The sequence below is a fragment of the Alistipes provencensis genome (genome assembly GCF_900083545.1).
In the GTDB taxonomy this organism is placed as follows: domain Bacteria; phylum Bacteroidota; class Bacteroidia; order Bacteroidales; family Rikenellaceae; genus Alistipes; species Alistipes provencensis.
This window is the reverse complement of record NZ_LT559262.1, coordinates 936,267-950,806: the sequence shown is the minus strand read 5'-3', so window position 1 is coordinate 950,806 and position 14,540 is coordinate 936,267. Positions and strand designations below refer to the sequence as shown.

Below are 14,540 nucleotides of genomic sequence, written 5' to 3'. Positions count from 1 at the left end.
AAACTCCGGTTTATCCCCGGATGATTTGCAGATAGTATTCCAGACTTTGAATCACCACCTCTTCAATGAACTCCACAAAAGCCGAGTTATCCCCCGAAGATGCTTCTTCCAAAGTTTGGTAGTAGCGGCGTCTGGTGTCATTATCCCCTTTGATATTGGCAATGGGATAGCCGTGTTGCATCAATATAAGATTCATCAACAGGCGTGCTGTCCGGCCATTGCCATCTATAAAGGGATGGATAGATACGAATTTCTCGTGCATCTGAGCTGCCAATACAACCGGGTGCATGGAATCCTTGTTTGCCTCATACCATTGAAACAGTTCATCCATTTTGGGCTGTAACAAATAAGGCTGAGGTGGAATGTGTTTACTACCGCTGATAATGACAGGTACACGACGGTATTTTCCAGCATTCTCCTTATCTATGCTGTGCAGGACAATGGAGTGAATATCCAACAGCACCCTTTCCGAGACAGGCTCTTTTTTCTGTGCTATGTCCTTGATAAAGTCAATAGCTTCTTTGTGGTTGATAGCTTCCAGATGCTCCCTCAGCCCTTTGCCTGCAATGGTAATGCCTTTGTTGACCACCATTTCCGTCTCATTGAGGGTCAACGTATTTCCCTCGATGCGGTTGCTGTCATAGGTATACTCAATCTCCAGAGCCTCCGTAATGCGGTAATTTTCATTGGCCCTGTATTGATTCAGTTCACCTAAAAGGGTGTCTATCTGTTTCAACTTGTCATCCATACGCACAAAAATACACAATTTTCAGACAAAAGATAATTTCCGTCGCTCTTTTGGGGGCTTGTACACCTATCTTTCTATTATATAAGGGAGATAGATGTACAGTCTATGCGCAGATAGATTGTATTATTACAACCAACTAAGTGCGCATCCTCCAACTTTCATATCATAATGGAGAAAGGGTGAGAGGGATAGTGATACTCTAAAGAGTGTGGGTGATAAGACTGAGGTGTGGGTTGAAAAGAAAGAGGGTTTGGAATCTCAGACAGTCATTCTACGCACTTAGTTTTGGAATATATAGAAAGTAAGTGCGTAAGGTGGGTAAGCTGTCGAATTTTTTTGTTCCATTTCCCTATAAGGTGCAGGTTCTGAAAATCCGACAGTCTTTTCCTTACTCCACAAACCACCTGTATTCACTCTCTCCATAAAGGGCCTTGTTGATGCCCTCAGCCAACTGTGAGGCATTGAGTGCCCTGTCCAAGAAATTGTCGATGTAGGAGGACTTATTGGCCCCTGTCAGGAGGTTGTAGACCCTCCACATGGAAATCTCCCGGCCGAATGCATCCACCCCGAAATCCTCGTCTTGGTAGTAGGCCCTTGCCACCAGATTTATCTGGGTGTCGGTCATCAGCAGTTGGGGCAGTTTCCTTTTCTCCTCCTGAGGCAGACATTGATATAGCCGTGACTTACCCAAAAACTGAGCAAACTGGTGTTCAGTCATGGAGGAACTCAGCAGGTTTTGCATCTGTCTTGTGTGCTTCTCGGGGTTATAGAGTTGAAACAGCTCCATGGCAGCCTTAAAGAGAGATTGTGTGTTCATTACTTTGATTTCACTCTTATAGCCGTCCGTACTTACACACATATTACAGCATACCATGTTTTTGAAGCCCACGAAGACCTTGAATTTCTCCGCCGATTTCCTGTTGTAGAGGTTTTCATGGTTATAGGCTCTTACGCCTCCTATGGTCAGCTTCAAGGGGTTTTGGTCGATAGTCCGGCAGATAGTAGGGATTTCAAAGCAGAACATCATCCGCTCGTAGTAGATGGTCTTGTCTGTCTCCAAAAGCTGGTTCACGGGCTTATGGATAGCTTCGGGGATTCTCCCCTTGATGATATGGCTTACCCTTATCTCAGGGCTGTCGATGCTCTCTCCCCGAAAGAACTCCTGTGCCGCCTCATAGACTGTCTCCACAAAGGCCGGATGGGAGATAGTCACTTCATTGTCTTTGGAGAAGACAGGAACCACACAATCCTCTTGCAGATGCCGTAAGGTGACAGCTTTGGTGTTGGCTTCCACAAAGGGTTTCAAAGGTTTCTCTTCCGAATGGTCAGAGGCTGGAAGAAGCGGAGATACTGGCAGGGGAATCAGATTATGTCTAACAGGATGGAGCTGGAGTGCTGTTTCCATAGTTTTGGGATGTTTGGGGTTGTACGATAGTTTGCTGGGAATTGAGGTTGCACCAGTTCAGAATGGCTTGGCCTACTTTCGGAGTGATGGTAAATTCGGGACGGCCCATGAATAGCCCTGTCCGGTCTTTGGAAGCCTGCACATGGTGTTTGAGGTCTATGTCCAAGACGACGGTAAATTCATAGTCCATGCCATCCCTTTGCATGGCTTTCAGCCCTACTTTCTCCGGGACTAACTTGCCATTCTTCTCATTGAGCACATAATCCTGTTTGGTACGCATGGTACAGATGATATGTGCCGGGGATTGGAGGATTTTCTGTACGAAGGCATTCTGACGGGGTGTGACCTTGGCCCAGTTGGCAAAGGAGTTGCCTTGCAGTCCTGCATGGAAATCCAGCAGGTAGTCCCAGCATTGGGAAATACTGTCCACGATGATTACCTCCATGCCTGCATTCTCACAGAGGGCGATAGCCTCGATGTAGTGTTCCGGGGAGTAGTCTCCTCCGAGGGAGACCACATTGTAGCTTCCCAGATGGGCATAGAGGTCAGCAGAGCCATTTTCTGAATCTATGACGGCGATTTTAGACCAGTCGGAGGTCATGCCATAGGCTAATAAAAGGGCTGAATAGGTTTTCCCGGAACCTGCACAGCCTTGGAGGGCTAATTTGATTTTAGCACGGTGTCTTGTAGAGGGGCGGATGGTTAACATGATAGGTGAAATTTAAATTATTTATAGTATATTTAGATGACTAAAAAGACTTATTATGGCTGATAATATCATTCGCACATTTCATCCGGTAGGACAAGGGGCTTTCTATTCTGAAAGAATTAATAACTTCAACTTGGTTTATGATTGCGGGACAAAATCTGGGAAGAACCTACTGGCACCTGTTGTGGCGCAAAGTTTTAACCACCAAGATATTATCAATATTTTGGTCATATCCCATTTCGATGAAGATCATATCAATTTAATACCCAAACTCAAAGAAACCGTTAAGGATATTCAAACAGTAATTTATCCTTTAATGTCTCCAGAGCAGAAAGCCTTTTTTCTAAGCACCTATGAGGACAAAAATCTTTACGATATTGTTTTAAATCCCCAAAAATATTTCAATGGAGCTAAAATTATATGGATTAGGCCCGCAGATAGGGAGAGGGACTACTATTATAATAATGAGGAAAGACCTCCATATTCTATTGAAAATTTAGAGGATGAACAAAGAATAGACAGTGGAAAAGGAATCAGTATTCCCGTTTCTGCCGATTGGATATTTATTCCATATAATCATGACGATGGCTCGAAAAGTAAATTAATTACGACGTTATTTGAAAAGGCATTTAAAGATGACAAAGATTTTGATATAGATAATATAGCAGATAGTCTTTCAAAACCACACATTTGCAATAAGATTAGAGCTATATACAAAGACAAAAGCATTGGCGGTACAAATGAGAATTCTCTTTTAATGTACTCTGGCCCAATTAAGAAAGACACATATTACATTAGACGACACATACAATATTTGTATTGTCATTTTTGTCGTCCTATTATATCCCATTATGTTGGTTGTATATACACGGGAGACGCCACTATCGACACTAATATCTTAAATTGGATTAATGCAATCAAGAAATATTACGATGTTGGGACTATCCAAATACCCCATCACGGCTCGTTGAAAAGTTTTAATCCATCATTGCTTGATAATGGTTCATTTTCCTGTATAATTTCCGTCGGAAAGAATAATACTCACAAACATCCGTCCTGTAAAGTTTTAGCAGACATTTTATCGAGAGATTGTTATCCAATTCAAGTGACAAATGACCCTACAACATGTTTTATCGAACATATTGTGAAATATTAAAATATAACAAGAGAGCTTTTTCAGCTCTCTTGTTAATATAAAACTTAAAACACAGCCAATGTAGGTGCTCCTCCCTCTCCACGCTGGTGGAGCATCATAAACATCTCCCCTGTCTCGGCATTGCACACCTGAGAGACTACGGGGTCTGTCAGAAGCCCCTCTTCCACTTTCCGGCTGCAAGGGCCTGTTTCAAAGCCATAGACGAAGAATACCTTGCCTGTGTGGGGATTTCGCTTTACTTCCAGCTTATCAACCTCCTGCTGGGCTTTAAACTGGGCAACCTCCCACGTCTTGATGAATTTCAAAGTACTTTCCATACCAAAATTTGATTTTAAAGGGTTGTGACGGGGGACTATCCCCCACGCCGTAGGCGGGGAGGGGTCATGTGGGGATTGAAATGGATTTGTGCGGATAAAGCTGAAAAAAAATTAAAAAAATAAAATTTTTGGATTCCTTTGACTCAGTAAATTATGTCTTATTAATAATATACTTACTCAGGGCTTAGGACTGAGATTAGAAAGGAAAAGGGCAGGAGTTAAATACTCCAGCCCTTATGCGCACTTAGTTGTATTATTGTATAATGAATTAACTGAGATATTTGTGTGATAGATAATAAATAGGGACTTTGGGGTATCATGTTCAAATGGTTCCTGTCTATGTAGCCATTCTTTGTAATTCTTATAGCCCAACCAATCACAAGTGAGCATTAAAGATTCGGGATTATTCGCATATTGAGGATTTTGAGGATAATCACCAACAAAGTTTATATAACCTTTAGCTTGTAAAGATTTTAAGTGTTTGTAGTAGGCTGTTTTTGAAATACCCAGTTTCTTTATAGCCTGACCTGCAGGTAGTCCCATATTAAAAGTGTTATTGGCTGAAATACAATAGAGTGCTATCAGGAAACCTTTTTCTTCAGAACTGAGGAAGCGGTCATTAATTAATTCTTTTCGAATTATTCGGAAATTACTTGTAATGGATGGGAGAATATATTTTTTTCGTCTTCTACTTGCCTTTACAAATTCTTCAATAACGCATAGTTCGCTATTTTTCAATCTCTTAGCAAAATGGTCCTTTATATAGCCTATGGAGGTTCCTGTGAACTCTGCTAATTGTTCATAGGTAACATCTGTGGTATTGTCATCATGGGCAGTCATGGAGAGAACTGTGAAGACAAAAAGATCATTGAGAGACAGTTTTTCAGCCGCCTCATTCTGAATAACCGTGTAATTTTTCATGGATTACAAAAGAAGTGTTCGTATTTTAGGCTATTCTATAATACTTACCTTATATTCCCCTTATTATCTTATAAGTAGGTAATATAGATTCGCATAAAATGCGAACACACTTAAAAATGAAACTTATATTTTGATTGTTGGAGGGCTTAACCTCCTAAAAGACAATACAAATATAAGAAAAATTTTTGACTTTTGCAAATATTTTGACGGGTATTTTATTGCATATCAGCATTTTATATCACAAAATATTTCAGCAGATTTTCTTCTGTCCTCGGGATTTTCAGACTACCGTGTTTCTTAAATCCCATGGGATTTTTGCCTTTTATGAGGTAAGTTTTGGGCCTTTCTATTAAAAACAAGGCTTTCAGCAGACTGACTGCCGCACGTTGCTTAATAGTCTTATGAAGGTGATATTTCACAAGAGGAGCAAGCAATTCATGGATTTCCGAGGTCTTATATTTCCGGCCGATTTTAAATGTCCTGAATAAATCCCGTTTGAATGGATGCTTGTCATCCAAAGCCCAGAATACAGCGGCATTTTGTAGGTTATGATAAGCTCTTTTATCGCTATGGCGGATTTCCCATAATTTGTCTATCAATGTCTCAGCATCAGCCAGTTCCCGGAGCTTATACAGTCTTTGTACATAGCCTTTACAACTTTTCTGCGTAAGATACTCAGCCAAATTGCCCTTTGAAAGTCCTGCTTTTTGTTTTGCAATTTCTCGGATTTCCTCGATGGCTTTCTGTAGCTGAGTATCAATTATATCCCGGGCTTCTTTTTCATAGGATAATTCCGATTCGGCTTGTGTCGCTGTAGAGGACATTGGTTTATATTCATAGCTGACAGTATGGCCCTGTTTCTTCAATGCCAAACTCAGACTCCGGCTGGAGTTATAAATTGTATTACACAATTTTTGCCGTTCAACCAAATAGTCGATATTCATGTAGGCAGGAACACTTTCCCCGTAAATATTTTCTCGGGTGAGTTTGACAGGTTCCTCTCTGGGAAGTTTTACAGCCGCTTTCTCTCGAATAGCAGTTTTCACTACCTTGAATAAATCTGCAAGGTCTGCATCTTTACTGCCTAATTCTGATGCGGCCTTTTGTAACTGGAGTATTGCATCCACTTGCTTTAACAAGGTTGCTTCATCGCTTTTATTGGCATTGGTCTGTCTATCATCACGGCTATTCGCTATAATAGTGTCGCTTAATATACCTTTGGCTATTCTGCACCGTCCATATATCTGTGTCAGCTTGTCTAAAGACAGCATTTGATAATTTTGGTGTGCATTGGAAACCGTGATAAGGTGATAGCTGTCTTCAATATCCACCCCTGCAAAATAACAGCTTGTTAGGAAATTAATTCTTTGGGGAAGATGATTTGTGTTTGTTAGCTCCGCATAATAATCCCCGGCCTCCTCTTTGGATGAATCGCTACATAGAATTGCACACTCTTTTTGAGCTTCTTCGGAAAGCATTTTAATAATATTCAGGCAATGACGGATGGAGTTAAAGGCAATTACTATTTTGTCGGTTTGAGGAATTGATTGAACCTGCTGTGCCGTCAAAGTATCCAAATCATCTGTATAATATTGTTTGATATCCCGTTGGGGTTTATCTTTCCATGTAAGTTTGAATTTACATTCTTGCCGCAGAAGAGGATTGGAAAACTCCCGCAAGGTGGCTGTTACAAGACATCTGTTTTTGGGTGAAAATTGAAAATAATAGTCTATCAAAGATTCCAATTTCGGGCGATAATTACTCTCTGATTGAATCATATCCACTTCGTCAATCATTAGAAAATAATCCTTATACGCCTCTTGGCCTATGACCCCTAATAGTCGGGCTAAGCTGTCTGCTACCACAAGGAATTTTTTAGGCTTAATATTCTCGTCTTTAAGATAGCCTATTATCTCTTTATCACTCGTGGCACTACGCTCTCTATTGACCTTTCCTCCGACATAAAGTGTTATATCCTTATGTTTTGCATATTTGTTATAGGCCAAAATCTTTGTCGGAACTACAATAATAGAATTTCTTTTTGAATTAATCTCCAGAGTAGTTGCTCCGATGCCTGCTATTTGCTTATCTACTATGCCATGAGGCATTTTCTGGATAAAAGAAGATAAGGTGAATCTTTCTGTTTCAAATTTAACTTTGGTTTTAACAATTCCCAGATCAAGATTGCTTGTGTGGTCACTTAGCTCAGCTTCTAATGCACTCCAATCTGTTGGAAAATCCATTTCAAGGCTCAGATTCTCCAAGCTATCTATCGGAGTATCCATAGGGGTAGCTTTCCAAATATCTTCGTCAAAATCATAATACTGCTCTTGGGACGTATCGAATAAATCCCCATAGGTATTAGGAATATTTTTAGATTGCACCTCCGGATTTTGTTCTCTTTCTTGATTTTGTTTGGTTGCTATCTTTTGGGGCTGTTCTATCTTATCTGGCGCAGTAGCGGGGGAGAACTCACTAAAAATAATTCCGGATGTATCTATATCATCTATATCTCCATCTTGCAAAAGTTCAAGGTCTTTTTTCTCTGTATTTTGAGATGCATTGGATTTCTTTCCCACGGTCGCACTTAGTTTAATAATTATTATAGATTCTATCTGAGCAAATATAGCAAAAGTTAAGGGGAAATTTTGCTGTTCCCCTTAACTTTATACAAGGTTTTGCATCGCTTCGTCAATTTGTTTATTTTCAAAGCTATCCAAGTAAATCTGTGTGACTTTCTCGGAACTATGCCCCAAGGAACTGCTGATAATAGAGGTTGATACTCCTGCCCTCCGGAGGACTGTTGCGTAGCTGTGCCTTGCAACATAAGTCGTCAGTTTGCCGGGGATTTTCAGTTCCTCGCCAATTTGTTTGAGGGCTTTGTTGGTTTTCGCAAGGGACTTGTGAATCCGGTTGAATTTTTGCAACTCAGTTTTATGACTGCTGTCGAGAATTGGAAATAGGTATTCAGAATCCGGTTTCTGGTATCTCTGTATTATCTCCTGAGCTTTGGGCATCAGCTTGTAGGATAGCAGTTTCTCAGTCTTGTGCCGTGTGTAATAGAGTCTTTCACCTATAATATTTTTCGGTTTAAGTCGTGCGATATCGCAGAAATTAATTCCGGCTGTATAGTAACTGAACAGAAAAATATCACGGGCTAATGCCAAATAAGGAGCTTTTGAAAGAGGGGTGTATTGTTCGATACGTTGAATATCCTCCTTACTGATAGCTCTCTTGGAAGTTACAGTCCATAGTTTTCCCACTTTGAATTTAGTAAAGGGATTGGATTTAGACTTAAATTTATCTTCCTCAGCAGCTTTGTTATAGGCGGCTTTCAAAATACTGAAATTGGTCGCTATGCTATTATTCCGATTCCCTCGCTTCCTTAGAAATAGTTCGAAATCATTCAGAAATTGTATATCTATCTCCTCCAGTCGAATAGGTGTGGATTTGTACTGTCGGAGCAGAGATAGGAGTGCTTTATGTTTTGACGCGGAGTTGTATTTTCCTAAGACCTCCAGCCGCTCGATGGTCTGTTCCAAGCACTCTTTTGCTGTATAGGCGGTAGTCCTTACCTTTTTCTCATCAAGCAGGGCATCCAGCGTGATTTCTTTATCCAAGGCTTCCAGTTGCTTTAGCCGCTTGAGGTATTTATATTTGATGCTCTCAATCTTTAGTCGGAGTTCTTCATTTTCTGGCTTCTCAGTTATAAAGCACTGGTTATCAGTATTCCAGTCCTCAGTCCGAATATAGATTCCTGTGCTTATATACCTTTTTTCTCCATTATAGGTAAACCGGAGATATATGGGAGCCCAGCCATCTTTTCTGATTTTGTTCTTTTTGCAAATAGGTTGAATCTTGATAATCATATTGTTGCAGGATTATCAGATGAAAAGGAATAGGAGGGTTACCAACTAAAATAGGTACCCAAATAGGTACCCATTTTCTACTGAAAATGCCTCTTTTGGCCCTGTTTTAACCGGGGATTTCAGGGATTGGGATATAAAAGAAAAGACCGATAATCCTTTGATTATCAGTCTTTTTATTTTGAGCTGAATCCGAGATTTGAACTCGGGACCCCTTCATTACGAGTGAAGTGCTCTACCGCTGAGCTAATTCAGCCTTCAAGGAACACCGAGGTTCCCTTTGGGATTGCAAATATCCGAAAAAAAATTATTTCTCGCAACAAATTTGCAAAAATTCTCTCTTTTCTTGCTATATTCGCGTCAAAACTGACCCGAACCTGTGATATGACTACTTTTCTGGTGTGCCTCGCGCTTTTGGTTGCAGCCTATTTTACCTATGGACGTTATCTGGAACGGCTCGTCGGTATCGACCCGAAGGCCGAAACACCCTGCAGCCGATTGTACGACGGGGTGGACTATGTGCCCCTGCCGCGTTGGCGCATCTTCCTGATCCAACTGCTGAACATCGCGGGTCTCGGCCCGATCTTCGGCGCGGTGCTCGGCGCTGCCTACGGCCCCGTGGCATTCCTGTGGATTACTTTCGGAGGCATCTTCATGGGTGCGGCGCACGATTTCATCGCCGGGGTCATTTCGCTTCGCCACGACGGTGCGAGCCTACCCGAAACGGCCGGCAAGTACCTCGGCAACGGCATGAAAGCTGTCATGCGCCTCTTTTCCGCGGGACTGATGATTCTCGTGGGAGCCGTGTTTCTTTCACAGCCCGCGTCGCTTGTCGCCAACCGGCTCGACATCCCGGCGCTCGAAGGTATCGCTTTCGGGAATTTCTCGTGGCTGCTGCTCATTATCTTGGGCATCATTCTGATCTACTACATCGCCGCCACGCTGCTGCCCGTGGACAAGATCATCGGGCGCATCTATCCCGTTTTCGGTTTCGCACTGCTCTTCATGGCTGTCGGCATCCTCGTGGTCCTGCTTTTCAGCGGGGAATATACCATCCCGGAATTTACCTCCTTCGAGAACTGCATCGCCGATGCGAAAGCCTTCCCCATCGTCCCGATGCTTTTCACCACCATCGCCTGCGGGGCTATTTCGGGCTTCCATGCCACACAGTCGCCGCTGATGGCCCGCTGCATGCGCAGCGAAGGCGAGAGCCGTTCGATTTTCTACGGCGCCATGATCTCCGAGTCGATCATCGCTCTCGTCTGGGCCGCCATCGCCATGGCCTTCTGGGGCAATGTCGGGGGACTGAACGACGCCATTGCCGAATACGGCGGGCAGGCCGCCGTGCTGGTCGACGTGATCGCCAACAAGACGCTGGGTCCGGTGCTGGCCGTCTTCGTCATCTTCGGCGTTGTGGCCTGCGCCATCACCTCGGGCGATACGGCTTTCCGCTCGGCGCGGCTGATCGTCGCCGACTTCATGGGTGTCGAACAGCGCTCGCTGCGCAAACGCATCTACATCAGCATTCCGTTGTTCGCACTGGGACTGCTCATCATCTTCGGACTGCCGTTCCAGACCATGTGGAGCTATTTCGCATGGATGAACCAGACCCTTGCGGCCGTGACGCTCTGGATGATCGTCGCCTACCTGCGTTCCCGCAAGCGCGCCGTCTGGCCGGGACTGATTCCGGCGCTTGTCATGACCTACGTCTGTGCCAGCTATATTTTTGTCTCGCCGCTGATGTTCGGCATGCAGAACCGTACGGCGGCCTACCTGCTGGGTGGTGCCGTGACACTGGCAGTCTTGGTCGCAATGATCTTCAAACTCCGTAACAACAATGCAGAAAGCCTTCCTTAACCCTACGCCCGACCAGACTTTCGAGGTCGTCGGCGAGGGCCCCTATAACTTTGTCAAAATCCTCTCCCGGAGCCGTGAAATGCAGGCCGCCGGCGATGTCGAGGAGGCCTGTAACGAGCGTTTTCAGGCTTTTCAGCGCCTTGCGGAACTGATCCCCGAGGACGAGGAGATCAACCTCGAATGGAACCACCGCAATTCGCGTGCGGCGCTGGAGCTGGTCCTCGCCTCGGCCATCGACCACTTCCTGATCAACGATTTCGAAATGTCGGCGGGGCTGTTGGAGATGCTGTTGGAGCTCGATCCCGAGGACCATCTGGAAGGGAGCGAACTGCTGGCTTTCGATTATTTGGCCATGGACGAGCAGGAACTGTTTGACGAGGTGATCAACGACGTCTCGGACAAATATGCCAGCCGCCAGTTGTTGCTGCTGTGGTCGGCCTATCGCCGTGACGGCAAACTGCCCGAGGGAGAGTTGCAGCGTTTCCGCACGCGCTTCGCACCTTGGTTCGCCGAATTTACGGCTGACGAACACCCTGCCGACGATGCTTATCTGCACGATATCGAGGGTGAACACCCCTCGCTCGGGGCGCAGGCCCGCGAGCTGTGGCTCCAGACTGAAAACTTGTGGGTTCTCTGGCCGGGATTCATCGATGCCCTGCGGGCCGTCCGGTAAGGTTTTTTACCGCTCGTTGTAAATCTTCATCTGCTGTCCGCCGTATTCGTTCATCAACTGCGGATAGGGCAGTACGCCGTTTGCGTCGGCCCACTGGAAATAGAGTTGCGCCATCCGTGCGACCCTGCGCGGATGCTGGGCCGAAAGGTCGTGCTGTTCAGTGCGGTCGTGCGCAATGTCGTAGAGTTCCCAGCGCTGCCCCTTGTAATAGGAAGCTACGAGTTTCCACCGTCCGAGACGCACCATACGGTTCCCCTCGTGTTCGGCGAAGATCGGACGGACGGGCAGCCGCCGCCCTTCGGCAAGGGGCAGGAGCGAAATGCCCTCGGCCGGTGCCAGACGGCGTCCTTCGTACTGCGCGGGATATTCGGTTCCTGCGGCGTCGAGGCAGGTGGCCATGATGTCGATGAGATGGCAGGGCTGGTGGTCGATGCCGCCCGGGCGTTTCACCCGGCCGCCCCACCACAGAATACTCGGAGACGAGATCCCGCCCTCGTGTGCGAAATGTTTGTAGAGGCGGAACGGAGCGCAGCAGACATTGGCCCAGCCGGTGCCGTAGTGGTGGTAGGTTCCGGGCTGTCCCATGCCGGCGAGTTCGTCGACAGTGTGGATGTGGTAGTTCGTGCCGCTGCGACCGTCGAATCCGAATTCGTGCCATTCGGCACAGGCTCCGTTGTCCGAGAGAAAGAGCAGGAGCGTGTTTTCCAACTGCCCGTTGTCGCGCAGCGCTTCGACGAGGCGTCCGATATTGCGGTCCATGATGTCGACCATGGCCGCATAGATGGCCATGCGGCGCGCCAAATCGTGCTGCTGTTCTTCCGGGAGTTCTACCCATGCCGGGATCGGCCGTGTGCGGTCGATGAACTGACTTGCCGGCACTACGCCCCGTTCGGCGGCCTGCTCTTCGTCGGACAGCAGGCCCAGACGGCGCAAACGCGTTTCGCGCTCCTCCCGGATCGCATCCCAGCCTTTCAGGTAGATTTCCATGTAATGATCGATACGTTCGCGGGGCGCCTGCAGCGGGAAATGCGGGGCGTTGTACGACACATGCAGGAAGAGCGGTTTGTGCAGTTCGCGCGCCCGGGCCGCGAAGTCGATGGCGTAGTCGGTGATGACGTCCGTGGCGTAAAATTCGCCCCGGGCATATTCCCGCCGGGGCGCCGTTTCGGGCAGCCGGACGTAACGTTCGGGATTCCAGTAGGTCATGGCGCCGTTGAGGAATCCGTAAAAATCGTCGAAGCCGCAGTCGACGGGGGTATGTGTCTTTCCCATGTGCCATTTGCCTGCCATGGCGGTATGATAGCCGGCCGAGCGGAGCGCCTCGGCGATGGTGAGGTTGTTGTCTTGGCGATAGCCCCGGTAGCCTTCGGGCCACGCTTCCCGGTGGTCGCGCACCATTTCGCCGATACCTACCCGATGGGGGTAGAGTCCCGTCAGCAGGCAGGCCCGCGAGGGGCAGCTTCGCCCCGAATTGTAGAGCTGCGTGAGCCGCAGGCCTTCAGCCGCCAGCCGATTCAGTACGGGTGTTTCGATTTCGCCTCCGAAGCATCCCGGATCGGAAAAACCGAGGTCGTCGGCAAGGATGATGACGATGTTGGGCGGCGTCTGCGCGGGTTGGGCCAATGCTGTTCCGGCGGCGGTCAGCGCGGCCGGGAGGAGGAGCGTGCGGGGATTCATGGGCGGAGCGTAACGACGGTGAATGAGATGCGGCGGTAGAGGTCGTCGGCGTCGCCGTTTTCATAGAGCACGCCTACGCGGTTGCGGTCAAGCCGAACCAGATCGGAATAGGCCGACGGTCCGGGGCAGACGGTTGTCAAATGCCGCCATGTCCGGCCGTTGTCGCGGCTCTCGCACAGCGAAAGGTTGCGGCGCCGGCGCGCGTCGTGGGGGTTGCAGAAGAGCAGTCTCCGGGTGGGACGGCCGCCGTGCGTAAGGTTAAGCAGACTTCCCTGACAGCGGGGTTCGACCAATTCGGAATGTTCGCCTTGGACGTTCCAGCTTGTCCCGCCGTCGCGGCTCACGGCGTAAAGTCGGAGGCTGTCGCCGCGTTCGTAATGCCGCATGTTCAGCAGCAGCGAGCCGTCTGCGAGTTCGGCGACTGTGCTTTCGTTCCCACCGCGCTGCGAAACAGCCCCTGACTGCCATGTGAGGCCCTCGTCGTCGGAATAGAGCAGTTGCGAATAGGATTCGACATGGCCGCCGTTTTCCAGCCGTTTGTGGTTGGCCGGTACGACGATACGTCCTTTGTGGGGAGCGCGGCGTTTGACGATGGCGTGGCATGGACCGGTGGCGTACCAAGTCCAGTCGGGGTCCTTGACTCCGGAGGTGATCTCTTCGGGACGGCTCCATGTTCTGCCATGGTCTTCGGAGCGGAGCACGAAAACACGCCGCGTATCGACGCTCGTGCGCTGTTCGATCTGCCGCTCGCGGTCGCAGCCGCGGTTCCACGTCGCAAGCATGACGATCCGTCCGCCGTCGAGAACCGCGGGAGCCGGATTGCCGCAGGTGTTGCCGTCGTCGTCCCAGACCGTCGTGATCGGGCCCCATGTGTGCCCGTCGTCCTCCGAACGGCGCATCACGAGGTCGATGTCGCCGCTGTCGCGTTTGTCGTTCCGGCGCGCTTCGGCGAAGGCGATCAGTGCGCCGTCGTTCGTGCGGATGACGACCGGAATCCGGAATCCCGCATAGCCTTTCTCGCCTTCGGCATAGACCGTGACCGCTTCGCTGACGACGGGAGCGGCGGATGCGGAGTTGCGGACGGACCCGCCGGACTCTCCGGCGGCGGTGGATGCGGCTGCCGCTTCGGCGGCCGGCATCATGCCGAGGAGCATGACTCCCCCGACAAGGCTTCGCAAAGTCTGTTTCATGGTAATCGGTATGTGGACGGG

At 47.9% G+C, this 14,540-nt stretch carries 12 protein-coding genes and 1 tRNA gene; 3 read left to right on the top strand and 10 right to left on the bottom strand.

Annotated features, from left to right (window positions below; all coding sequences use genetic code 11):
• Positions 1–10 precede the first annotated feature (10 nt).
• The 3 genes from BN5935_RS03840 to BN5935_RS03830 form a co-directional block, all read right to left on the bottom strand.
• Positions 11–748: a Fic family protein gene (locus BN5935_RS03840; RefSeq protein ID WP_064974937.1), complete on the bottom strand. Its 738-nt coding sequence runs from the start codon at positions 746–748 to the stop codon at positions 11–13.
• A gap of 388 nt (positions 749–1,136) precedes the next feature.
• A complete protein-coding gene (locus BN5935_RS03835; RefSeq protein ID WP_064974936.1) occupies positions 1,137–2,153 on the bottom strand; it encodes a DUF3871 family protein in 1,017 nt (338 codons plus the stop codon).
• Positions 2,122–2,862, bottom strand: coding sequence for an AAA family ATPase (locus BN5935_RS03830; RefSeq protein ID WP_064974935.1), 741 nt, complete (start codon positions 2,860–2,862; stop codon positions 2,122–2,124). Before BN5935_RS03830 ends, BN5935_RS03835 begins: the two co-directional genes overlap by 32 nt.
• 55 nt (positions 2,863–2,917) lie before the next feature.
• On the opposite strand from BN5935_RS03830, the gene BN5935_RS03825 reads away from it, so the two are divergent.
• The gene (locus tag BN5935_RS03825) at positions 2,918–4,018 is read left to right on the top strand and encodes a ComEC/Rec2 family competence protein (RefSeq protein WP_064974934.1); all 1,101 of its coding nucleotides are present in this window, start codon (positions 2,918–2,920) and stop codon (positions 4,016–4,018) included.
• A gap of 44 nt (positions 4,019–4,062) precedes the next feature.
• On the opposite strand, the gene BN5935_RS03820 is transcribed toward BN5935_RS03825, so the two are convergent.
• The 5 genes from BN5935_RS03820 to BN5935_RS03805 all read right to left on the bottom strand — a co-directional run bounded on the left by BN5935_RS03820 (position 4,063) and on the right by BN5935_RS03805 (position 9,378).
• Positions 4,063–4,335: a hypothetical protein gene (locus BN5935_RS03820; protein ID WP_064974933.1), complete on the bottom strand. Its 273-nt coding sequence runs from the start codon at positions 4,333–4,335 to the stop codon at positions 4,063–4,065.
• Positions 4,336–4,569: 234 nt separating this feature from the next.
• Positions 4,570–5,256 (bottom strand): hypothetical protein, encoded by a 687-nt coding sequence (locus tag BN5935_RS15085; protein ID WP_147625765.1) that lies wholly within the window; start codon positions 5,254–5,256, stop codon positions 4,570–4,572.
• A 233-nt stretch (positions 5,257–5,489) separates the two neighbouring features.
• A complete protein-coding gene (locus BN5935_RS03815; RefSeq protein ID WP_235821000.1) occupies positions 5,490–7,835 on the bottom strand; it encodes a DEAD/DEAH box helicase family protein in 2,346 nt (781 codons plus the stop codon).
• 87 nt (positions 7,836–7,922) lie between these two features.
• Positions 7,923–9,125, bottom strand: a complete 1,203-nt coding sequence (locus BN5935_RS03810) for a site-specific integrase (protein WP_064974932.1) — start codon at positions 9,123–9,125, stop codon at positions 7,923–7,925.
• Between the two features lie 181 nt (positions 9,126–9,306).
• Positions 9,307–9,378 (bottom strand) — tRNA-Thr (locus BN5935_RS03805).
• Between the two features lie 128 nt (positions 9,379–9,506).
• Here BN5935_RS03805 and BN5935_RS03800 point away from each other — a divergent pair.
• Both BN5935_RS03800 and BN5935_RS03795 read left to right on the top strand, forming a co-directional pair.
• A complete protein-coding gene (locus BN5935_RS03800) occupies positions 9,507–10,979 on the top strand; it encodes a carbon starvation CstA family protein (RefSeq protein WP_064974931.1) in 1,473 nt (490 codons plus the stop codon).
• On the top strand, positions 10,960–11,652 hold the full coding sequence (locus BN5935_RS03795; RefSeq protein ID WP_064974930.1) for a hypothetical protein: 693 nt from the start codon (positions 10,960–10,962) through the stop codon (positions 11,650–11,652). The genes BN5935_RS03800 and BN5935_RS03795 overlap by 20 nt, the downstream gene beginning before the upstream one ends.
• Before the next feature lie 6 nt (positions 11,653–11,658).
• On the opposite strand, the gene BN5935_RS03790 is transcribed toward BN5935_RS03795, so the two are convergent.
• Together BN5935_RS03790 and BN5935_RS03785 are read right to left on the bottom strand one after the other, a co-directional pair.
• Positions 11,659–13,329: an arylsulfatase gene (locus BN5935_RS03790; RefSeq protein ID WP_064974929.1), complete on the bottom strand. Its 1,671-nt coding sequence runs from the start codon at positions 13,327–13,329 to the stop codon at positions 11,659–11,661.
• The gene (locus tag BN5935_RS03785) at positions 13,326–14,519 is read right to left on the bottom strand and encodes a sialidase family protein (RefSeq protein ID WP_235820999.1); all 1,194 of its coding nucleotides are present in this window, start codon (positions 14,517–14,519) and stop codon (positions 13,326–13,328) included. The genes BN5935_RS03790 and BN5935_RS03785 overlap by 4 nt, the downstream gene beginning before the upstream one ends.
• Positions 14,520–14,540: the final 21 nt, after the last annotated feature.